Source organism: Pseudomonas sp. MWU12-2029, assembly GCF_023242425.1.
GTDB classification, from domain to species: domain Bacteria; phylum Pseudomonadota; class Gammaproteobacteria; order Pseudomonadales; family Pseudomonadaceae; genus Aquipseudomonas; species Aquipseudomonas kribbensis.
Genome location: NZ_JALJDY010000001.1, coordinates 38,389 through 59,136 on the forward strand (window position 1 = coordinate 38,389; position 20,748 = coordinate 59,136).

Sequence of the window (20,748 nt, forward strand, 5' to 3'; positions counted from 1 at the left end):
GATAACGGCGGGCAGGCACAAGAATAGACGGCAACAAGCCTGGCATCGCCCACCGTGATGCCGCTGGATGGATCAGGCCGGTCTCCGGGCTCATGAGCGGCGTTCGCCTGGCTGCGCGCCTTCCCGCTTTGCAGCAGTGGCATCCAACGCAGCTTTCACTCATTTACCGTTGCGGGGGCAGCGCCGGGATCGTGATGGTTCTTCGCTTGAAGACAATCCTCACCGGCTTCCCTGTTTCACTCTGTCGACAGCGGTCACAGAGCACCTGAAACAAGCCGCGAAGGTTAGAGGGTTGGGGGTGGAGCGTCAAATGAAGAGGGGGTCGTGCGGCAAATAACTGCCGTCGATCAATTATCTGACGCCAATCTTGTGCCACACTGTCAGCAGTGATATCAAAGAGCCATGCTTTTTGACTGCAGAGAGCACATCACAATAACAAGGGAGAGCACCATGCAAGGCATGATCATCAGCAATCCGCGGCTGGAATTCCTGCGCCCGGTGCTGGAACGATGGTTTGACTGTATCGACCGCTACAACGCCGTGCGCGGCGACAACGACACACCCTACTGGCACGACGAAAAAGCCAACCTCGGCCTGCTGTCCGCCGCCGCATGGATGGCCGAACTGGTCACCCTGCGCGACACCGCCACGCGCAAACAGAACGAGGAAGGCGAACGCAATGCCCGGGCCGACCTGTTCCTGGCCGGCGCCGAAGATCGCGCCTATATCCAGGCGACTCAGCGCTGGCCGCGCGTCAACAGCCTGAATCTGACCCAGGCCCTGGCCGATATCACCAGCGACGCCAAGCGCATCAGCTACGCCAGCGACCTCAAACTCGGCTGTCTGTTCGTCGCCCCACAGAAAGCCCAGCACAGCGCCAGCCCGGAAGAACTGCAGGACATGGTCGACGACCTGCAAAAGGAACACACCTGCGCCGTCGCCTGGTACTTCCCGTACGCTTATCGCAAATTGCGCAGCGAGGCTGGCAATTACCATCCCGGCATTGCCGTGCTGTTCAAGGAAGCACGCGGCTGAGGGGTTGAACCATCGGGCTGGTGTGCTTCTCTATGATTAGGAATGCATTCATAGGGAAGATCAGTAATGCGCAAGCCCCACCTCGTTTTCGTCATCGCACTCGCCGGAGGGCTCACCGCCTGTGGTGAATCCTCCAGCCTGCAAGTCTCGGACGGCACTGGCCCGTCCCCCAAACTCCCCGAACCGAACAAGACCCTGATCCCGACGGTGAATATCGCCCCGGCGATCGGCTGGCCGGCGGGCGCGAAACCGACGCCAGCGGCAGGCACTCAGGTGGCGGCGTTTGCCGAGAATCTCGATCACCCGCGCTGGCTCTACGTGCTGCCCAACGGCGATGTGCTGGTGGCGGAAACCAATGCCCCGCCAAAACCGGACGACGGCAAAGGCATACGCGGTTGGGTGATGAAAAAAGTCATGGGCCGCGCAGGTGCCGGCGTAGTAAGCCCGAACCGCATCACCCTGTTGCGTGATGCTGATCACGACGGCGTGGCCGAGACGCGCACGGTGTTTCTGCAGAACCTGAATTCGCCATTCGGCATGACGCTGGTCGGCAACGATCTGTACGTCGCCGATACCGACCGCCTGCTGCGCTTTCACTACGAACCCGGGGCAACCGAAATCAAGAGCCAGCCGATCAAGGTCGTGGATCTGCCGGGCGGCCCGCTCAACCATCACTGGACCAAAAACGTCATTGCCAGCAAGGATGGCAGCAAGCTGTACGTCACCGTCGGCTCGAACAGCAACGTCGGCGAAAACGGCCTGGATCAGGAAGAAGGTCGCGCGGCGATCTGGGAGGTGGATCGAGCGACCGGCAATCACCGGATCTTCGCTTCGGGCATCCGCAACCCCAACGGCCTGGCCTGGGAGCCGAAAAGCGGCGCGCTGTGGACAGCGGTAAACGAGCGGGACGAGATCGGCAGCGATCTGGTGCCGGACTACATCACCTCGGTCAAGGATGGCGGTTTCTATGGCTGGCCGTTCAGCTATTACGGCCAGCACGTCGATGTCCGCGTCGAGCCACAAAACCTGGACCTGGTGGCCAAGGCCATCGCTCCGGATTACGCCGTCGGCCCGCACACTGCCTCACTGGGCCTGACCTTCGCCGAGGGCAACACGCTGCCGGCGCAATTCAAGGAAGGCGCCTTCATCGGCCAGCACGGCTCGTGGAACCGCAAGCCGCACAGTGGCTACAAGGTGATCTTCGTGCCGTTTGCCGCCGGCAAGCCGAGCGGAACGCCGGTGGATGTGCTGACCGGTTTCCTCGACAAGGACGAAAACGCTTTGGGTCGCCCGGTTGGCGTGGTGATTGATCAGCAAGGCGGATTGCTGGTAGCCGATGACGTGGGGAACAAGGTGTGGCGGGTGTCGGCGGCCAAATAGCCCAAGCCCTGAAACAAAAAAACCGTGGGAGCCAATGTGCTCCCACGGTTTTTTATTGATTCGCAGCTTTACGGGTTGTGCGCCAGGTGCTCCGGCTGCAGAACGCGCTTGGCACTCAGATAGGCTTTCTGCCAATACGCTTTCGAAAGGCTGTCCAGCTTCACCGTACCGCCGGTGGCCGGGGCGTGAACGAAGCGCCCTTCCCCGACGTAGATCCCCGCATGACTGACCTGAGAGCCGCCGTTGGTGGCGAAGAAGATCAGGTCGCCGGTCTGCAGCCCTTCCTTGCCGACATTCGGCGCCTGCATGACGATCAACTCGCGCGTCGAACGCGGCAGGCTGATACCGGCCGCATCGCGGTAGACAAAACCAATCAGACCGCTGCAATCAAAACCCGAGTCAGGCGTGTTGCCGCCCCAGCGATAAGGCGTGCCCACCAGCCCGAGCGCGCGGAACAGCACGTCTTCGGCAGCGGGAGAAAAGGCCTGGGAGGATCCGAACACAATCGGCGCGCGAACCACGGGGGCTGGCGGCGGAGTGCGACTGGCGCAAGCGCTGAGCAGCGCTGCAAAGAACATCAGGGCAAGGCGGGCCGTCATCGTCATAAGCAGAACATCCTGATCTGGCTGCGGCTTTTACTGCCGATTCGACAGAAAACAAAACCGCCTGCGTTGGGACGCAGGCGGTTTGCCATCAATATAGATCAGGATTCTAGCGGCTACGCGGCAAACTTCAAGTAAGACTTTAACTTCACCTTGTAAAGTTTAAGTCTATTGCCCCTGAAGGACCGCTTGTCGCCACGAGCGTGGCGACCAAGGCGTGATTACTTGCGAGCGGTAACCACGGTTGGAGCGTTCGCCAAAGCGCGTTTGGCTTCGATGAAGGACTTGCTCCAGTAGCTGTCACCCAGGCTGTCGATACGGACACCGCCGCTGCGACGACTGCTGGAGTGAATGAACTGATTGTCGCCCAGGTAGATCCCGGCGTGGCTGACACGACCGCGACGACCATTGGTGGCGAAGAACAGCAGATCGCCCGGCTCGAGGTTGCCGCGCGATACCAGCGGAGCATCCACGTTGATCATTTCGCGGGTGGAGCGCGGCAGGTTCATGCCGGCTTCTTCGCGGAACAGGTAGCCGATGAAACCGCTGCAATCGAACCCGGCTTCAGAGGTACCGCCGAAACGGTAACGGGTACCGATCAGGGACATGCCGCGTTCAAGAATGCTGTCGGCCAGAACCGGAAGCTGGTAAGGCTTCTTGCCGTTGAAAGCGGCCAGTTCCTTTTCGGTGTCCAGCTCTTCCTGGTAAATAACGGAAGACTGGGCGGTGGCAGAATTTTTAGCCTGTTGTTGCTGCTCTTGAACAGGTGAATGAGCAGCGCAACCGAACAACAGGGTGACGAGTGCGAGAGGCACGAGGGGTGCGAAGCGCTTTAGCATGGGCACGACCGTGGCTGATAGTTGTAAAGAAGCCGAGACTATGCCCGCTATCAGCCTCATTTGCAAATTCAATCGATCTTTTTGTGACTTCCCGGTTTCTCGTTTACATCTAAGCGCTTAAGCCTATTTGAATCGAGACGCAGCCTGCGCAATGCACAGGAAAGCGGATTTTCTGGCGCCTGAAATATGCCGAAACCCGCTGAAAGCCCCGGTTTTACCAGCCCAGGGTTTCTTTCAGGAAGGGAATGGTCAGCTTGCGTTGAGCCTGCAAAGAGGCCTGATCGAGCTGCTCGAGCAGGTCAAAAAGCGCGCTCATGCTGCGAGTACCGCGAGTCAAAATAAAATGCCCGACCTCATCGGTCAGATGCAGACCTCGACGGGATGCACGCAATTGCAAGGCACGCAATTTGTCTTCATCGGAGAGAGGACGCATCTGGAAGATCAGCGCCAGGGTCAGGCGCGACTTCAAGTCAGCCAGCTTTACCGGCAATTCACGCGGCGAGGTGGAGGCGGCGATCAGCAATCGACGACCGCTGTCGCGCAGACGGTTGAACAGGTGAAACATCGCCTCTTCCCAGTCGGGCTTGCCGGCGATCACCTGCAAGTCGTCCAGGCAGACCAGTTCGTACTGTTCGAGGTTGTCGAGAATTTCGATGCCGCGATCCATCAACTCGGCCAGCGGCAGGTACACCGCCGGTTCGCCCATCTGCTCGAAACGCAGGCACGCGGCCTGCAACAGATGCGTACGCCCTACCCCGTGCTTGCCCCACAGATAGATCAGGCTTTCGGTCCATCCGGCGTCGGCTTCGCATAGACGCTCGACATAGCCGAGTGCAGCGGCATTGGCGCCTGGGTAGTAGTTGATGAAGGTGGCGTCGTCACGCAGACGCACACCTAGGGGCAGCTGAATCGGTTTCATGCTGACTGAACAGTTCCCAAGGAACCGTTAGTGGCCTCTGTGTAAAGTGTGCGAAGTTTATACCCGTGAAGCGGAGCGCACAATGCGACAGACCCCAAGCAAAATCAAAGGTTTGCGTTAACACACTGGTTTTATGACAGTTTCTTTGGCGCACAGGCGCCAGCATTGCCTGCACGAGACGGGCCAACCCGGCAATCCACCGGGCAGCCCTCCATCGCATCAGAGCTTCGGATCATCGACTCCGCTATACATTTCGGAGTCCTTGTACAAGTCATGGACGTGGCGCACCAACACCATGATCACCGCCGCCACCGGCAAGGCCAGCAGCACACCGGTGAAGCCGAACAGCTCACCACCGGCAAGGATCGCAAAGATCACTGCCACCGGATGCAGACCGATTCGGTCACCCACCAGCAACGGCGTCAGCACCATGCCTTCCAGGGCCTGACCGACCATGAACACTGCAACGATCCCGATCATCGGGTACAGGTCACCGCCAAACTGGAACAGCCCGGCAATCAGCGCCGCGCCGATCCCGATCACAAACCCCATATAAGGCACGATGGCCGCCAGACCGGCGATCAGACCAATCAACAGGCCCAGCTCCAGACCGACAATCATCAGCCCCGCCGCATAGATCACGCCCAGCGCCAGCATCACCAGCAACTGCCCGCGTACGAACGCCCCGAGTACCTCGTGACATTCGCCTGCCAGCGCCACCACACGCTCTTCACGATCACGCGGCAACAGGCTGCGGATCTTGGCCATCATCACGTCCCAGTCGCGCAGCAGGTAGAAACTCACCACCGGGATCAGCACCAGATTCGCCAGCCAGCCGATCAGCGCCAGACTGGAAGCGGTGGCCTGGCTCAGCACCACGCCGACGATGTCGGTGGTCTGGCCCATGTGCTCGGTGATCGCTGCCTTGACCTTGTCGAACTTCCAGAAGCCATCCGACAAACCCAGCTTCGACTGCGCCCATGGCAACGCCGTGTGCTGCAGCCAGTCGAGCATCTGCGGTGCCAGTTCGTACAGACGCAGCAACTGTTTGGCGAGCATCGGCACCAGCACCAGCAGCAACGTGGTGAAGATCAGGGTGAACAAGGCGAACACCGCAATCACGCCCCAGGTGCGGGACAAGCCGAGCCGCTCAAGACGATCCACCAAAGGGTCGAACAGATAAGCGAGCAACAGCGCCACCAGAAACGGCGTGAGGATCGGATGCAGCAACCAGACAAACGCGCAAAGCAGGAGCACCCCACCGAGCCAGAACCAACGCCGCGTATCGGCCATGTAACACTCCATTGCTTCTATATATGAAAGAAAAACCTACCAGCGGAATCGCAACGACGGTGCCGCAGGTGCCGGTGCCGGCGCAACGATAGGCGCACCGCCTGGCACTGCAGGCTGCGGAGCCACCGGAGCCGGCGCCTCGGCCGGCATTTCCTGCAACTTCGCCAGCGACAACTGCGCCCGCAACTGATCGGCACTGCCATTGACCCGATACACAATGCGATCGGCATCGACACTCTGCAGCCGCACACCAAAAGGTTCGAGCATCCGCAGCAACGTCGCGTAATGCTCCAGATTCATGCCCTGAACTTCCAGCGTCTGCTGCCCCGAAGCGCCAGGCTTGGCAACAAAGCGCGGCGCCAGCCGCTCGGCCACCGCCAGCATCACGGCATCGGCGACAGCGGCCTGATCAGCCCCCTGCACACTTCCCGCTTCCTTTTGATCACCCAGCCACAAATGCCATTTGGCTTGCCACTGACCACCCTCTTCGCGGGCATGCACAGCAAGCAAGGCGTCAGCGTTGTAACGTTCAGACGCTGCATGAAGCGGAGCTGGATCGGTGCCTTCGAGCGTCGGCGCGGTTGCGACCAGTTGCTCACTCAGATCCGCCAGCGGCAGGCGCAACGGCAACCCTCGGTGCTGGGCGGCACGTCGCAAGGGCGCCGCACTGGCCTGACCGTCGCCCACCAGGCTCGAGCCTTCGGTGGAGTCGTTCAGCCACCAGCTCAGAATCGACGGCCGACTCGCGCCCCACAGCGACAACCCGGCACGGCGCAGCGCCTGCTCAGTGGTGGCCGGATCGAAGTCGACCTTCAATACCTCCGGTGGCCCGGCATCGAAACCAAACTGGCTGATGATTTGTTGCGGATCCTTGCGAATCGGCGCCAACCCGGGATTCTGCGGTGCCTTCGGATCCCCCGTGAGACGCAGCACCAGCGTATCCAGCGCTGCTTGCGTGGCACGATCACGCTCCTCCGGTGACTGGCCGTTGACCGGTTCGCGCACCTGATAAAGCCCTTTGACGTTTTCGGCCTGGCTCGCCAGGCTGACCAGAGACAAGCAGCCCACTAACAGCAATTTACACAAACGCATGGAGAATTCCCGTCGACAAGAGCGGCTGGAACAGGCCGCGTGAACCGGATTGAGCAAGCCTGTGACCACTGGCCGTTGCAAAACATTCACACGCTGGCGATAAGTTTTTGCATAGCCCTAACGATAGACGGTTCCTTATACAGGCACCCGTGATGTCACCCACAGCTTCATTTGCAAAAAATTTCGGCCGATATGCCCCTGCCCGTCGGCGTGAGGATGGCCGCTGCCCCTCAAGCCTGATAAAATCGCGCGCCTTCGCAGACCGGCAACAGCCGGGCACCTCGAAACTCGCGTGAGGCCATCGCCCCCTCGATTTCGAAGTTCCCGCTGAACTCGGTCGTTACCCCTGAATCCCCTCCCCTAAAGGCCTGGATCATGAGCAAGCAACCCTCCCTGAGCTACAAGGACGCCGGTGTAGACATCGACGCCGGTGAAGCATTGGTCGAACGCATCAAGAGCGTCGCCAAGCGCACTGCGCGCCCGGAAGTCATGGGCGGCCTGGGCGGTTTCGGCGCCCTCTGCGAAATCCCGGCCGGCTACAAGCAGCCAGTACTGGTTTCCGGCACCGACGGCGTCGGCACCAAGCTGCGTCTGGCACTGAACCTGAACAAGCACGACAGCATCGGTCAGGACCTGGTCGCCATGTGCGTCAACGATCTGGTGGTGTGCGGCGCCGAGCCACTGTTCTTCCTTGACTACTACGCCACCGGCAAGCTGAACGTCGACGTTGCCGCCACTGTCGTCACCGGTATCGGTGCAGGCTGCGAACTGGCTGGCTGCTCGCTGGTCGGCGGCGAAACCGCTGAAATGCCTGGCATGTACGAAGGCGAAGACTACGATCTGGCCGGTTTCTGCGTCGGCGTCGTGGAAAAAGCGGAAATCATCGACGGCTCGAAAGTCGCCACCGGTGACGCCCTGATCGCCCTGCCATCGTCCGGCCCGCACTCCAACGGCTACTCGCTGATCCGCAAGATCATCGAAGTGTCCGGCGCCGACATCGAAACCGTTCAGCTCGACGGCAAGCCGCTGACCGATCTGCTGATGGCCCCGACCCGCATCTACGTGAAGCCGCTGCTCAAGCTGATCAAGGACACCGGCGCCGTCAAGGCCATGGCCCACATCACCGGTGGCGGCCTGCTGGACAACATCCCGCGCGTTCTGCCAAAAGGCGCTCAAGCCGTGGTTGACGTGGCCAGCTGGACTCGCCCGGCCGTCTTCGACTGGCTGCAAGAGAAAGGCAACGTCGACGAGACCGAAATGCACCGCGTACTGAACTGCGGCGTGGGCATGGTGATCTGCGTGGCTCAGGAGCACGTTGAAACTGCCCTGAACACCCTGCGTGAAGCCGGCGAACAGCCTTGGGTCATCGGCCAGATCGGTGTCGCCGCCGAAGGCGCTGCCCAGGTCGAGCTGAAAAACCTCAAGGCTCACTAATGCCTAATACCTGTGATGTCGTGGTGCTGCTGTCCGGCACCGGCAGTAACTTGCAGGCCCTGATCGACAGCACGCGGACCGGCGACAGCCCGGTCCGCATCGCTGCGGTGATTTCCAACCGCGCCGACGCCTACGGCCTGCAACGCGCCCGTGACGCGGGTATCGCCACCCGCTCGCTGGATCACAAGGGTTTCGAAGGTCGCGAGGCCTTCGATGCCGCCCTGATCGAACTGATCGACGAATTCAATCCGAAACTCGTGGTACTGGCCGGGTTCATGCGTATTCTCAGCGCTGACTTCGTCCGGCACTATCAGGGTCGCCTGCTCAATATCCATCCGTCGCTGCTGCCCAAATACAAAGGGTTACACACTCATCAGCGCGCGCTGGAAGCCGGCGACGCCGAACACGGCTGCTCCGTGCACTTCGTCACCGAGGAACTCGATGGCGGACCACTGGTCGTACAGGCAGTAATACCGGTAGAGTTGCACGATTCGCCGCAGAGTCTGGCGCAGCGGGTTCACGTTCAGGAACACCTGATCTACCCGATGGCCGTACGCTGGTTTGCCGAAGGACGGCTGACCCTCGGCGAGCAAGGTGCTTTACTGGATGGCCAGTTACTCGGGGCCAGCGGTCACTTGATTCGAAACTAGGAGATTTTATGCGTCGCGCCCTGCTCTTCGCTTGCGCTCTGCTCGCCCTGCCTTTCGCCCAGGCGGCAGACCTTCAACCGTTCTCCGCCAGCTACACCGCCGACTGGAAACAGTTGCCCATGAGCGGTACCGCCGAACGCAGCCTGACCAAGGAAGCCAACGGCGTCTGGAAGCTCAGCTTCAAGGCTTCGATGATGATCGCCAGCCTGTCCGAGGAAAGCACCCTGACCCTGGACAAGGACACCCTGCTTCCGCAGTCCTACCACTTCGAACGTGGTGGCCTGGGCAAGGCGAAAAAGGCTGATCTGGACTTCGACTGGAACAACAAACTGGTCACCGGCACCGACCGTGGCGACGCGGTCAAAGTCCCGCTGAACCGTGGCATGGTCGACAAGTCCACCTACCAGCTGGCGCTGCAGCATGATGTCGCCTCCGGCAAGAAGACCATGAGCTATCAGGTGGTCGACGGTGGCGATGTCGATACCTATGACTTCCGCGTCCTGGGTACCGAGAAAGTCGAGACCAAGGCCGGCAAGATCGACGCGATCAAGGTCGAGCGCGTGCGTGATCCGACACAAAGCAAGCGCACCACTGTCATGTGGTTCGCCAAGGACTGGGATTACCTGCTGGTCCGCCTGCAACAGGTCGAGACCGACGGCAAGGAGTACAACATCATGCTCCAGGACGGCACGGTCAACGGCAAGACAGTCAAAGGCAGCTGATCCAACGAAAAGCCCCGCAAACGCGGGGCTTTTTTTCGCCTTCGATTAGAGGCTCAGCGCACCAGAAAGCCCAGAATCACTTCCGTAACGTGGGACAAACGCTCATTGAGCGCCTTGGGCGTCACCAGATCGCGACCATGAATGGTCGACAGCGTGTGCTGATTGGCCAGATAGAAATAGGTCAGCCCCACCAGCGTGAAATACAGCTGAACCGGATCGACCCCTCCGCGAAAAACACCCTCGACACGCCCCTGCTCCAGAATCCGCCCGAGATTGTCCACCAGCGGAGACGCCAGCTCCGGCAAACGACTCGACCCCGCCAGGTGCCGCGCCCGGTGCAGGTTTTCATTGTTTACCAGCGCCATGAATTCCGGATGGTCGTTGTAGAAACGCCACGAGAACTCGATCAACCGGCGAATCGCATCCATCGGCGGCAACGCCTCCAGATCAAGTTCACGCTCGGCCTGACGCAACTGCAGATAACCTTCCTCCAGCACACACAGGAACAGTTCTTCCTTGTTGGCGTAGTAGTAATAGATCAGTCGCTTGTCGACGCCGGCACGCTCGGCGATCTCCTCAAAACGCGCGCCCTCCAGCCCCTGCTCGGCAAATACGCCACGGGCAGCCTCGAGGATGGTTTGCTGGGAGCGCTTGGCATTGCGTGAACGCTTGGTTTGCGTCACTTCATTGATAGAGTCGGTCATGGGCGAGTCGGTGGCCGAAATCCTGTGGAGTGAAGCCTTGGAGAATACCCGAAGTCCGTAGCGGCGGTGGAGGCCAAATCCCTGGCCACCCCCTCACAGCCCGGACGGGCCTCAGTCAACGCCTTCCAGAAACACACCCCGTGGTTTCACTTGTGGCTTGTCGCGCGGCGTGTCTCGCCCCAGGTCTTGCATGTCCACATCAAAGGTTTCCCGGGCGCTCCAGGTGGCCAGCGCCGCAATGGCACAGGCCAGCAACGTCAGACAGGCCGCCGGCAGCCAGGGGCGATGGATCGAAGTCATGAACGCCGCCGCAATGATCGGCGCGAATCCCGAGAGCGCAAAACCGACCTGAGTACCGATCGCCATGCCCGACAGACGCACGCGAGTACTGAACATCTCACCGAAGAACGCCGGCCAGATGCCGTTCGCCGCACTGAAGCAGATCCCGGACATCAGAACGCCAAGCACAAACATCAGCGGCAAATTGTGCTGCTCGATCGACCACAGGTAAGGAAACATCAGCAAACCGCTGGCCAGCACTCCGAACAGATAGACCGGCCGGCGCCCGATCAGGTCGGCAAGCATTGCCCACAGCGGAATGGCGAACAGAGCCACGATATTGGTCATGATCGTCAACCAGAGCATGGTGCTGCGCTCGACACCCGCAATGTTCACCGCATACGACAGGGAAAAGATCCCGAACACGGTACTGACCGTGGACACCATGGCTGCCAGCGCCACCCGCACCACATCACTGCGATAGTCGGCAAACAGGGTTTTCAGCGGCATCCGGGCTGTCTGATTGCGCTCACGCTCCTCCTGAAACACCGGGGTTTCCTCGATGTTGCGCCGGATCAGAAAACCCACGACCAACACCACCACGCTCAACCAGAATGGAATGCGCCAGCCCCAGGACAGCAATTGTTCTTCCGGCATCGCGGAAATCGGCAGAAACACCAGCGTCGCCAGAATCAGCCCGGCCTGGGTGCCGCTCAAGGTGAAGCTGGTGAAGAACGCCCGTTGTCGCGACGGTGCATGTTCGAGGGTCATCGAGTTGGCCCCCGCCTGCTCCCCTGATGCCGAGAAGCCCTGACACAGGCGCAGGATCACCAGCATGATCGGCGCCGCGATCCCGATACTGTCGTAGCTTGGCAGGCACCCGACCAGAAAGGTCGAAATACCCATCAACAGCAGGGTCAGCACCAGCACCCGCTTGCGTCCGAAGCGGTCGCCCAGATGCCCCAGAAACAAGGCACCCACCGGGCGCGCGATGTAACCCACGCCAAAGGTGGCCAAGGCCAGAAGAACGCCGGTGGCCGGCTCCGACGCCGGGAAGAAAACCTTGCCGAACACCAGCGCCGCCGCCGTGCCGTAGATGAAAAAGTCGTAGTACTCCATCGCACTGCCAATCCAGCCCGCCAATGCTGCCTTGCCCGGCGTTTTTTTGGTTTTTGTTGCCTGGGTATTCATTGCTACCTCCGCTACCGCTTTATCGACTGCCCGACGGCTGCCGGGAAAAACCGGCGCCGTGGATGCCTTGTTGTTTTTGTTGTTGAGTCTGGTGCGAGCCCGCAAGGCGCACCTGTGCGTCGATCGTCAGGTCAGTGGATGAAACCCTCCCCTTATGATCCGGCGTCTGGTCGTGATCGCGTACATCAGTGACAAACGGCGGGTGCCTCATCCAGATCACCCCAGGCGTCCAGCTCCAGGCTGACGAGCAGTGCCCGCGTCTTCTCCAGCATTCGCCTGGCTCGTTCCACTGCCGGCCATTGAGCGGCGAGACTGCGCATGGGCACCTCCAGGCTCAGCGGGATCTGACGCGGCATCGCCCTGAGCAGACGTTGCAGGTCCAGACCGCCATCCCCAGGCATCAACCGCTCGGCCCGCGCCTGATGCAGCAAGGTGTTCAGATCGACCGGACGCTGTGCCGGCGCGTCGCAAAGCTGCATCAACCGAAAGTACTGCGGTGGCAGCTCGGCAAGCGCCTCGACGCGGTCGCCGGCCCGGTCGAAGTGGATCGGATCGATCAGAATCCCCGCATTGGCACAATCCGCCGCCTCGATCAGACGCGCCGCCGCCGCCACACTGCCGACCGCCACCCAGGGTGTCGGCTCCAGGTTTGCGCTGATGCCATAGCCAGCCGCCATTTCGCAAAAACCGCCGAACAGATCGGTCATTTGCGAAAAATCCGCGACTTGCCCGGACACCACGGCATTTCGCGCACCGAGCAGCGCTCCGGTTTCCAGAGCTGCACGAAACGTCTTGAGATCCGTGGTCGGCTGCAGGCGGAACAGCTCGATGTCCGACACCACGATCCCGGTGTCGCGCAACCGGCGCGCGGTATCCCGGATCAACGCTGTATCGCCGACTGAATCCCACTGGGGTTCCTGATCCGTCGCCGGGATCAGGCGCAGCCCGACGCAGTCGTAACCGGCCACCGCCGCGCACTCGACCATTTCCACCGGCGACAGCTCCAGGTGCGACAGCGGCGCCAGGCCGATCAGGCGCCCCATGATGTCCCTCCTTCCAGGCGTACGACGGCACCGGTGCGAGCGGCGGCATGCACAGCGAGCGTCGCTTCAAGGGTGCGGAAGCCATCCTCGGCGGAGCAAACCGGGCGCTCGTTGCCGGCGATGACCGCACAAAAGTGGCGCATCTGTTCGGCATACGGGCAGCCGATATGTGGAACGGAGCGCTCCATGGTGATCGCGTCATGCCAGCCCTTTTGGCCGTGATAGCGCCACAGTTCCAGTCGCGGCAAGGTGAGCGACCCTTCGGTGCCCGAGAAGAAGTGCGAATTGACGTCATCCTGACGCGGGAAACGCTCGGCTTCGCCCGCCGACAGATCCCAGTTCCATGGCGCCGCCGTGGCATCGGAGACCGATACGGTGCCCAGCGCGCCGTTGCGAAAACGCAGCAGCACCGCCGCAGTGTCCTCTACCTCGAAGCGCCGGACTTTGCTGGACGTGATGGCTTGCAGGCTCTCGATCTCGCCGAACAGAAAGCGCAGCAGGTCGATGTCATGAATCAGGTTGATCAGCACCGGCCCGCCACCGGCCTGCCGGCGCCACGCAGTCTCGAAGTAGTCGTCCGGCTTGAGCCAGGTGCACAACGCCGTCACGCTGACCGGTCGCCCCAGCAACCCGGCATCCACGATCGATTTGGCATGCCGCATGATCGGGTTGTAGCGCCGCTGATGGCCGACCAGTGCGGGTACGCCGTGGGCGGCGGAGGCCGCGCAGATGCGCCGGGCGTTTACCAGTGTGTCGGCGATCGGTTTCTCGACCAGCACCGCCACCTTTCGCTCAAGGCAATCAACCGCCACATCGGCATGGGTGACGTTGGGCGTCGCCACCACTACGCCACGCGGTTTTGCCACTTGCAGCATGGCGTCGTAATGCTCGAACCACGGCACGCCAAGAGAAGCTGCCAGTGTCTGTGCGGCAGGTGTGGGATCGGCAATGCCGACCAGCTCCACGTTTTCCTGGGCCATGGCACGTTCGATGTGGGTCTTGCCAATCAAGCCTGCGCCAATGACGCCGATCGGGATCTTGTTCACGTTGTTTCCTTCATCGGGGAATGTCATATGCCGCTTTATTCACCAATACGTGAAATAAAGCTGATAACTCATCAACAATTGACGAGAAATGACAGACTATTTCCCTCAAAAAGGAATTTCAAATAATTATCTAGCCAGTTAAAAAATGAAAAAATGGAGTATTTTCAGCAATTTGCTGATTTTTTATTCCTATAACTTATTGATTAATTATTTTATAAAATAAAATCGAATAATTTAATTCACAATAAGGTGAAAAAAACACGATCTGTCATTCGAAATGAAAAACGCCCGATGCAAGCATCGGGCGTCTGGTCAGACAGGCATGAAATCCACAGAAATCGAGCAACGGTCAGACCGAAAACTTGGCCACCATGTTGTTCAGATCCACCGCCAGCCGTGACAATTCCTGACTCGCGGCACTGGTCTGATTGGCCCCCGCCGAGGTCTGCATCGCCAGATCGCGGATGTTCATCAGGTTGCGATCCACTTCCCGCGCCACGGCAGCCTGCTCTTCCGAAGCGCTGGCGATCACCAGATTGCGTTCGTTGATCAAGGTGAATGCGGAAGCGATTTCCTCCAGCGCCACGCCCGCCGCTTTCGCCAGCTCCAGCGTCGAGCGCGCACGAACATTACTTTGCTGCATCGAACTGACCGCCGAATCGGTGCCCTGCTGTATGCCGCCGATCATCTGCTCGATTTCCTGGGTCGACTGCTGGGTACGGTGGGCCAATGCCCGCACCTCGTCGGCCACCACCGCGAAGCCGCGCCCGGCATCACCGGCGCGGGCCGCTTCGATCGCCGCGTTCAACGCAAGGAGATTCGTCTGCTCGGCAATCGAACGGATCACTTCCAGCACTTTGCTGATGCTGTAGACCTTCTGCGCCAGATCCTCAACCTGCGTGGCGTTGGCGGTAACGTCATCCGCCAACAACTCGATGGACGACACGGTCTGCTGCACTTGCTCACGGCCATGCTGGGCAATGCGGTCCGACTCCCGTGATGCCTCGGAAGTCGCCACGGCGTTGCTGGCGACCTCTTCAACGGCGGCGGTCATCTGATTGACCGCGGTGGCGGCCTGCTCGATTTCCAGGCTCTGCTGATGCAACCCGCGCGTCGCATCTTCGGTGACGCAGCTCAGCTCTTCCGAGGCCGAGGCCAATTGGCTGGACGATTCCGAAATCTGCCGGATGGTGTCGCGCAGGCTGTGTTGCATGCTCTTGAGCGCATGCAGCAGCCGCGCCGGCTCATCTTTGCCGATGATGCTGATATCACCGGTCAGATCGCCGCCGGCCACCACTTCGGCGACCCCCAGCGATTGCGAGAGCGGTACCACGATGCTGCGGGTCAGCAGTAGCGCCAGGCCAATGGTGATCAACGCCGTGATGCCGATCATTACCCCGACCCAGACCCGCGAATTGATGAACACCAGTCGTGCGGCCTCGGTGGCGAGGTTGGCATTGTGTTTGTTCAACTCGACCAGTTCTTTGAGGGTCGCGGCGATGTCGTCGGCCAACGGGTTCATCTGGGTATTGAGAATACTTGCCGCGTCTTCCACCTTCCCCTGGGCAGACAACGTCATCACCTGAGCCTGCAACTCCAGATACTTGTGCTCCGCGACTTTGAAGCGATCAAACAACGCTCGCTCTTCGGGCAGCACGATCAATATGTCGTAACGTTGCTGAGCTTCGCTCAGCACACTGCGCAGCTCATTGAGCTTGGTGACATTCTGATCGAGAGCCTGCGGATCGCGATTGAGCAACAGACGCATGGTCAGGGCGCGCAGACGCAGCATGTCCTGACTCATTTCGCCTACCGCCATCACGCTGGGTAGCCAGTTCTTGTCGACCTCGTCGGACTGGGCCCGCATGTTCGACATCTGCAGCAGCGCGAACGCCCCGAGGGCAAACACCATCAGCGCCAACAGACCGAAGCCCAGCCCGGCACGGGGGGCAATATTGAGACTGCGGATACTCATTGCTCTGGTTCCTTCCAAAAGCGCTGCATCAACCCTGCAGCTGGCTGCTTTAGAAGGTATCGGCCCGGCGAAAATTTGCGTAAGACCAAAAGGTGATATCAAAAGGCCTTAATACTTCAAACCCTCGGCATTAACGATTCAGCGACGCTTTTGCCGGACTTGAGCGCTGTTCGCCGCAAGATCAACGGCAAGTTACCTGAAAACCTTGAAGCAGGTCGGCAGACGAAACACCAGCACAAGTATTCCTCAACTCACCGGCATAACCTGACGCCCTGCCGCACGCCGGCAAGAAAGTGGAACGCGCCCTTGCGGGAATGCTCTATACCTGCAAGGTCTTATTTGATCGAATGACTTTTCCTACTGCTTGCGAGGTTCACATGACCGTTACCGTCAATACCGTGTCCGCCGAAGGTTTCCGTCACACCGTACAGATCGATGAGCACGAACTGTTTACCGATGTCCCGACCACGGCTGGCGGCGAAGGCTCCGCGCCTGAACCCCACGATTATTTCGACGCCGCCCTCGGCGCCTGCAAGGCCCTGACCCTGAAGCTGTATGCCAAGAAAAAAGACATCCCGCTCACGGGCGTCGGCGTAGAGGTGAAACGCGACAACAGCCAGGAACAGAAAGGCAAATACGCCCTGCACGTCACCCTGACACTCAAAGGCGTGCTCACCGATGCCCAGCGTGAAGAACTGCTGCGTGTCGCCGACCGCTGCCCGATTCACAAACTGATGACCACCAGCGAAGTCACCATCGAAACCCACGCCCCACAAGGCTTCGATAGCCAGTAATCACCACGATGACACCGGCGGGTTATGCTCCACGCATCACCCGCCCAGCCTGGAATGGACCATGGACACCCAACCCCTGATCATCCGCCCGCGTGCCGAAGACGTCGAAGGCCAGCCGATCCTGCGTCCGCTGCCGTCAGCCAAATGCCGCAGCGTCGGGCCTTTCGTGTTTTTCGATCACATGCTTGAAACGCTTTATCCCGCAGGCAAAGGGATGAACATCCGACAGCATCCGCACATCGGTCTGTCGACGCTGACCTATCTGTTTGAAGGACAGATCCAGCACAAGGACAGCCTCGGCTCGGATCAGGTGGTCAATGCTGGCGATGTCAGCTGGATGACCGCGGGCACGGCAATCGCTCACGTCGAGCGCACCCCCGAACCACTTTGGGAACAAAGCTTCAAGATGCACGGGCTGCAGATCTGGCTTGCCTCGCCCAAGGATCACGAGCAAGGTCCGGGACATTACAGCCATCACCCGGCATCGACGCTGCCGGTCAGCGATAACCTCGGCGTGCAGATCCGCATGATTGCCGGGTCAGGCTTTTGCCTGGAATCGCCGGTGCCGGTACTTTCTCCGACGCTGTATGCCGAACTGAAGATGCAGACTGCAACCACCCTGCTGATCCCCACCGAACATGAGGAGCGGGCGCTGTATGTGTTGAGTGGTGATGTGCAATTGAATGGGGAAACCGTGGAGCCCCACGATCTGGTGGTGTTGCCGGCCGGGGAAGAGATGAGCCTGTTCGCCGAAAGCGACAGTCATGCCGTGCTGTTTGGTGGCGCGCCACTGGATGGGCCACGGCGGATCAACTGGAATTTCGTCGCGAGCGATCCGGCGGCTATCGATGAGGCCCGGCGCAAATGGGCGGCCGGGGAATGGCCGACGGTGCCGGGGGAAGTCGAACGGATTGAATTGCCGAAATCCCGTAGCGAGCCGACACCGCTGTAAACGAACACTCCCACGCCAGGCGTGGGAGTGCTTTCAACCGAATCAGCCTTTGAACACTTCTTCCAGCAAGTCATGCATCGACTTGAACGCCCGCGCAGCGGTCTTCGCGTCGTACATCATCTTGCCCGGCACATTGGCGTGCGGATCGGTGAACGAGTGCACCGCGCCGCCGTAGCTCAGCAACTGCCAGTCCACGCCAGCCGCGTTCATTTCGTCTTCGAATGCCGGCAGTTGCTCTTTCGGCACCAGCGGATCGGAAGCGCCGTGCAGCACCAGCACCGAGCCCTTGATGTTCTTCGCGTCCGCCGGGTTCGGCGAATCCAGTGTGCCGTGGAACGACACGGCAGCCTTGACCGCTGCACCGGTACGGGCCAGATCCAGCGCACAGCAACCGCCGAAGCAGAAACCGAACACCGCCAGTTTCGAGGTATCGACGGCGGCTTCGCCCTGCTTCTGCAATTGTTCGAACGCAGCCTGCATACGCTTGCGCAACAGTGCACGGTCATTCTTCAGCGGCATCATCGCCGCCCCCGCCTGATCGCCATTCTGCGGACGCACGGCTTGCCCGTACACGTCGGCGATCAGCACCACATAACCCTTGGCCGCCACGGATTTGGCGATCTCTTCCGCGCCAGCGCTGACGCCCATCCAGTTCGGTGCCATCAACAGGCCCGGACGCGCACTTTTGTGCTCGGTGTCGAACGCCAGACGACCTTCATAAGGCTGGCCGTCAATCTGATAGACCACGGAACGTACAGTGACTTGGCTCATTTCTGACTCCTGATGGGTTGAATACCAGAATGAAAAAACCCGCCGAAGCGGGTTTTTCTACATTTCGATCAAGCCGACAGCTCAACCAGCAGCTTGTTCAGACGGCTCACGTATGCGGCCGGATCTTTCAAGCTGTCGCCAGCCGCCAGAGCGGCCTGGTCGAAGAGGATGTGCGACAGGTCGCCAAAACGCTCTTCGCTGGTCTCGTTGTCGAGCTTCGCGATCAACGGGTGGCTCGGGTTGAATTCGAAGATCGGCTTCGAATCCGGCACCTTCTGCCCGCTGGCCTCGAGGATCTGACGCATTTGCAGACCCAGGTCCTGCTCGCCGATGGCCAGAATGGCCGGCGAATCGGTCAGGCGATGGGAAACGCGGACTTCGGCAACGGACTCGCCCAGCGCGGTTTTCAGGCGCTCGACCAGACCTTCCTTCGACTTGGCGACTTCTTCTGCGGCCTTCTTGTCCTCTTCCGAATCCAGGTTGCCCAAGTCCAGGTCACCGCGCGCGACGTCGACAAAGCTCTTGCCGTCGAACTCGCTCAGGTAGCTCATCAGCCACTCGTCGATGCGGTCGGTCAGCAGCAGCACTTCGATGCCTTTCTTGCGGAAGACTTCCAGGTGCGGGCTGTTCTTGACCTGCGCGTAGGTTTCGCCGGTGAGGTAGTAGATCTTGTCCTGACCTTCCTTGGCGCGAGCCAGGTAGTCGGCCAGACCGACGATCTGCTCGCCGTCGCCTTCGGTGGTCGATGCGAAACGCAGCAGACCGGCAATTTTTTCCTTGTTGGCGAAATCTTCTGCCGGGCCTTCTTTCATGACCTGACCGAAGTTTTTCCAGAAGCCCTTGTATTGCTCAGGCTCGTTTTTCGCCAGTTTTTCCAGCATGTCCAGCACGCGCTTGGTCAGCGCCGACTTCATCGAGTCGATGATCGGGTCTTTCTGCAGGATTTCCCGCGACACGTTCAGCGACAGGTCGTTGGAATCGACCACGCCCTTGATGAAGCGCAGGTACAGCGGCAGGAACGATTCGGCCTGATCCATCACGAACACGCGCTGCACGTACAGCTTCAGGCCTTTTGGCGCTTCACGCTGGTACAGATCGAACGGGGCACGGGCCGGTACGTACAGCAGCGAGCTGTACTCGAGCTTGCCTTCGACCTTGTTGTGGCTCCACGACAGCGGATTTTCGAAGTCATGGGCGATGTGTTTGTAGAACTCCTGGTATTCCTCATCCTTCACTTCGGTGCGAGGACGGGTCCACAGGGCGCTGGCGCGGTTGACGGTTTCCCATTCAACCTCTGGCTTCTCTTCGCCTTCGGCAGCGGCCACTTCTTTCGGCAGCTCGATCGGCAGCGCGATGTGGTCGGAGTACTTTTTGATGATGTTACGCAGACGCCAGCCATCGGCGAACTCGTCTTCACCGGATTTCAGGTGCAGGACGATACGGGTGCCGCGCTTTGGTTTGTCGATGGTGGCGACTTCGAACTCGCCCTCGCCTTTCGAAGACCAGTGCACGCCTTCGCTGGCAGGGGAGCCGGCGCGACGGCTGTACACGTCAACCTGATCGGCAACGATGAAAGCGGAATAGAAACCCACGCCGAACTGACCGATCAGGTGCGAGTCCTTCTTCTGGTCGCCCGACAGGTTTTTCATGAAGTCGGCGGTGCCGGATTTGGCGATGGTACCCAGGTGGGTGATCACATCGTCACGGTTCATGCCGATGCCGTTGTCTTCGAGGGTGACGGTCTTGGCGTCCTTGTCGAAGCTCACACGGATTTTCAGTTCAGCGCCACCTTCGAGCAACTCAGGCTTGGCCAGGGCTTCGAAGCGCAATTTGTCGACGGCGTCGGAGGCGTTCGAGATCAATTCGCGAAGGAAGATTTCCTTGTTGGAATACAGCGAATGGATCATGAGGTGCAGCAGTTGCTTCACCTCGGTCTGGAAGCCCAGGGTTTCCTTTTGAGTTTCCACACTCATGGTCATCAAACTCCAATCAGATGGCATTGGCCGCGACCCAGGTGGTCTGCGGCG

Annotated in this window: 19 protein-coding genes and 1 riboswitch; of the genes, 7 read left to right on the forward strand and 12 right to left on the reverse strand. The window is 60.1% G+C overall.

What is annotated here, in order from left to right; genetic code table 11:
* Positions 1-57 precede the first annotated feature (57 nt).
* Positions 58-284: riboswitch (cobalamin riboswitch) on the reverse strand.
* Positions 285-450: 166 nt separating this feature from the next.
* A complete protein-coding gene (locus tag M5B44_RS00210) occupies positions 451-1,035 on the forward strand; it encodes a hypothetical protein (protein WP_085710581.1) in 585 nt (194 codons plus the stop codon).
* A 66-nt stretch (positions 1,036-1,101) separates the two neighbouring features.
* Positions 1,102-2,415 carry a PQQ-dependent sugar dehydrogenase gene (locus M5B44_RS00215; RefSeq protein WP_248737911.1) on the forward strand — a complete coding sequence of 438 codons (1,314 nt, stop codon included), beginning with the start codon at positions 1,102-1,104 and terminating at the stop codon, positions 2,413-2,415.
* A gap of 68 nt (positions 2,416-2,483) precedes the next feature.
* On the opposite strand, the gene M5B44_RS00220 is transcribed toward M5B44_RS00215, so the two are convergent.
* From M5B44_RS00220 to M5B44_RS00240, 5 genes are all read right to left on the reverse strand, one after another.
* Positions 2,484-3,020: a C40 family peptidase gene (locus tag M5B44_RS00220; protein WP_085732293.1), complete on the reverse strand. Its 537-nt coding sequence runs from the start codon at positions 3,018-3,020 to the stop codon at positions 2,484-2,486.
* Between the two features lie 218 nt (positions 3,021-3,238).
* Positions 3,239-3,856, reverse strand: coding sequence for a C40 family peptidase (locus tag M5B44_RS00225; protein WP_248737912.1), 618 nt, complete (start codon positions 3,854-3,856; stop codon positions 3,239-3,241).
* Between the two features lie 214 nt (positions 3,857-4,070).
* Complete coding sequence (hda, locus tag M5B44_RS00230; protein WP_025111852.1) at positions 4,071-4,775, reverse strand: DnaA regulatory inactivator Hda; 705 nt, start codon at positions 4,773-4,775, stop codon at positions 4,071-4,073.
* Positions 4,776-4,994: 219 nt separating this feature from the next.
* Complete coding sequence (locus tag M5B44_RS00235) at positions 4,995-6,068, reverse strand: AI-2E family transporter (protein ID WP_085710575.1); 1,074 nt, start codon at positions 6,066-6,068, stop codon at positions 4,995-4,997.
* 36 nt (positions 6,069-6,104) lie between these two features.
* Entirely contained in the window at positions 6,105-7,160 is a 1,056-nt protein-coding gene (locus M5B44_RS00240; protein WP_248737913.1) for a DUF2066 domain-containing protein, read from the reverse strand.
* 375 nt (positions 7,161-7,535) lie between these two features.
* Between M5B44_RS00240 and purM the strand changes: the two genes are divergently transcribed.
* Genes purM through M5B44_RS00255 form a run of 3 tightly spaced genes read left to right on the forward strand, consistent with a single transcriptional unit; the run spans position 7,536 to position 9,966 of the window.
* Positions 7,536-8,594 (forward strand): phosphoribosylformylglycinamidine cyclo-ligase, encoded by a 1,059-nt coding sequence (gene purM / locus M5B44_RS00245; protein ID WP_248737914.1) that lies wholly within the window; start codon positions 7,536-7,538, stop codon positions 8,592-8,594.
* A complete protein-coding gene (purN, locus tag M5B44_RS00250) occupies positions 8,594-9,244 on the forward strand; it encodes a phosphoribosylglycinamide formyltransferase (protein ID WP_065260452.1) in 651 nt (216 codons plus the stop codon). The genes purM and purN overlap by 1 nt, the downstream gene beginning before the upstream one ends.
* 8 nt (positions 9,245-9,252) lie before the next feature.
* Positions 9,253-9,966: a DUF3108 domain-containing protein gene (locus M5B44_RS00255; RefSeq protein WP_085710569.1), complete on the forward strand. Its 714-nt coding sequence runs from the start codon at positions 9,253-9,255 to the stop codon at positions 9,964-9,966.
* A 53-nt stretch (positions 9,967-10,019) separates the two neighbouring features.
* Here the strand turns inward: M5B44_RS00255 and M5B44_RS00260 are convergent, their stop codons facing one another.
* From M5B44_RS00260 to M5B44_RS00280, 5 genes are all read right to left on the reverse strand, one after another.
* Entirely contained in the window at positions 10,020-10,670 is a 651-nt protein-coding gene (locus tag M5B44_RS00260; protein ID WP_114881947.1) for a TetR/AcrR family transcriptional regulator, read from the reverse strand.
* A 111-nt stretch (positions 10,671-10,781) separates the two neighbouring features.
* Positions 10,782-12,140 carry an MFS transporter gene (locus M5B44_RS00265; RefSeq protein WP_248737915.1) on the reverse strand — a complete coding sequence of 453 codons (1,359 nt, stop codon included), beginning with the start codon at positions 12,138-12,140 and terminating at the stop codon, positions 10,782-10,784.
* A gap of 185 nt (positions 12,141-12,325) precedes the next feature.
* Positions 12,326-13,183, reverse strand: coding sequence for a sugar phosphate isomerase/epimerase family protein (locus tag M5B44_RS00270; protein WP_248737916.1), 858 nt, complete (start codon positions 13,181-13,183; stop codon positions 12,326-12,328).
* Positions 13,171-14,229, reverse strand: a complete 1,059-nt coding sequence (locus tag M5B44_RS00275) for a Gfo/Idh/MocA family protein (protein ID WP_248737917.1) — start codon at positions 14,227-14,229, stop codon at positions 13,171-13,173. The genes M5B44_RS00270 and M5B44_RS00275 overlap by 13 nt, the downstream gene beginning before the upstream one ends.
* Positions 14,230-14,578: 349 nt before the next feature.
* A complete protein-coding gene (locus M5B44_RS00280; protein ID WP_248737918.1) occupies positions 14,579-16,204 on the reverse strand; it encodes a methyl-accepting chemotaxis protein in 1,626 nt (541 codons plus the stop codon).
* A gap of 377 nt (positions 16,205-16,581) precedes the next feature.
* Between M5B44_RS00280 and M5B44_RS00285 the strand changes: the two genes are divergently transcribed.
* Together M5B44_RS00285 and M5B44_RS00290 are read left to right on the forward strand one after the other, a co-directional pair.
* Positions 16,582-16,998 carry an OsmC family protein gene (locus M5B44_RS00285; protein ID WP_065260454.1) on the forward strand — a complete coding sequence of 139 codons (417 nt, stop codon included), beginning with the start codon at positions 16,582-16,584 and terminating at the stop codon, positions 16,996-16,998.
* 61 nt (positions 16,999-17,059) lie between these two features.
* Positions 17,060-17,950, forward strand: a complete 891-nt coding sequence (locus tag M5B44_RS00290; RefSeq protein ID WP_248737919.1) for a pirin family protein — start codon at positions 17,060-17,062, stop codon at positions 17,948-17,950.
* 42 nt (positions 17,951-17,992) lie between these two features.
* Here the strand turns inward: M5B44_RS00290 and M5B44_RS00295 are convergent, their stop codons facing one another.
* Both M5B44_RS00295 and htpG read right to left on the reverse strand, forming a co-directional pair.
* Entirely contained in the window at positions 17,993-18,721 is a 729-nt protein-coding gene (locus tag M5B44_RS00295) for a dienelactone hydrolase family protein (protein WP_248737920.1), read from the reverse strand.
* 68 nt (positions 18,722-18,789) lie between these two features.
* On the reverse strand, positions 18,790-20,694 hold the full coding sequence (htpG, locus tag M5B44_RS00300) for a molecular chaperone HtpG (protein ID WP_248737921.1): 1,905 nt from the start codon (positions 20,692-20,694) through the stop codon (positions 18,790-18,792).
* Positions 20,695-20,748: the final 54 nt, after the last annotated feature.

Coding starts and splice junctions, on each gene's coding strand:
- M5B44_RS00210 (WP_085710581.1), top strand. CDS start 451: ATGCAAGGCATGATCATCAGCAATCCGCGGCTGGAATTCCTGCGCCCG.
- M5B44_RS00215 (WP_248737911.1), top strand. CDS start 1,102: ATGCGCAAGCCCCACCTCGTTTTCGTCATCGCACTCGCCGGAGGGCTC.
- M5B44_RS00220 (WP_085732293.1), bottom strand. CDS start 3,020: ATGACGATGACGGCCCGCCTTGCCCTGATGTTCTTTGCAGCGCTGCTC.
- M5B44_RS00225 (WP_248737912.1), bottom strand. CDS start 3,856: ATGCTAAAGCGCTTCGCACCCCTCGTGCCTCTCGCACTCGTCACCCTG.
- hda (WP_025111852.1), bottom strand. CDS start 4,775: ATGAAACCGATTCAGCTGCCCCTAGGTGTGCGTCTGCGTGACGACGCC.
- M5B44_RS00235 (WP_085710575.1), bottom strand. CDS start 6,068: ATGGCCGATACGCGGCGTTGGTTCTGGCTCGGTGGGGTGCTCCTGCTT.
- M5B44_RS00240 (WP_248737913.1), bottom strand. CDS start 7,160: ATGCGTTTGTGTAAATTGCTGTTAGTGGGCTGCTTGTCTCTGGTCAGC.
- purM (WP_248737914.1), top strand. CDS start 7,536: ATGAGCAAGCAACCCTCCCTGAGCTACAAGGACGCCGGTGTAGACATC.
- purN (WP_065260452.1), top strand. CDS start 8,594: ATGCCTAATACCTGTGATGTCGTGGTGCTGCTGTCCGGCACCGGCAGT.
- M5B44_RS00255 (WP_085710569.1), top strand. CDS start 9,253: ATGCGTCGCGCCCTGCTCTTCGCTTGCGCTCTGCTCGCCCTGCCTTTC.
- M5B44_RS00260 (WP_114881947.1), bottom strand. CDS start 10,670: ATGACCGACTCTATCAATGAAGTGACGCAAACCAAGCGTTCACGCAAT.
- M5B44_RS00265 (WP_248737915.1), bottom strand. CDS start 12,140: ATGAATACCCAGGCAACAAAAACCAAAAAAACGCCGGGCAAGGCAGCA.
- M5B44_RS00270 (WP_248737916.1), bottom strand. CDS start 13,183: ATGGGGCGCCTGATCGGCCTGGCGCCGCTGTCGCACCTGGAGCTGTCG.
- M5B44_RS00280 (WP_248737918.1), bottom strand. CDS start 16,204: ATGAGTATCCGCAGTCTCAATATTGCCCCCCGTGCCGGGCTGGGCTTC.
- M5B44_RS00285 (WP_065260454.1), top strand. CDS start 16,582: ATGACCGTTACCGTCAATACCGTGTCCGCCGAAGGTTTCCGTCACACC.
- M5B44_RS00290 (WP_248737919.1), top strand. CDS start 17,060: ATGGACACCCAACCCCTGATCATCCGCCCGCGTGCCGAAGACGTCGAA.
- M5B44_RS00295 (WP_248737920.1), bottom strand. CDS start 18,721: ATGAGCCAAGTCACTGTACGTTCCGTGGTCTATCAGATTGACGGCCAG.
- htpG (WP_248737921.1), bottom strand. CDS start 20,694: ATGAGTGTGGAAACTCAAAAGGAAACCCTGGGCTTCCAGACCGAGGTG.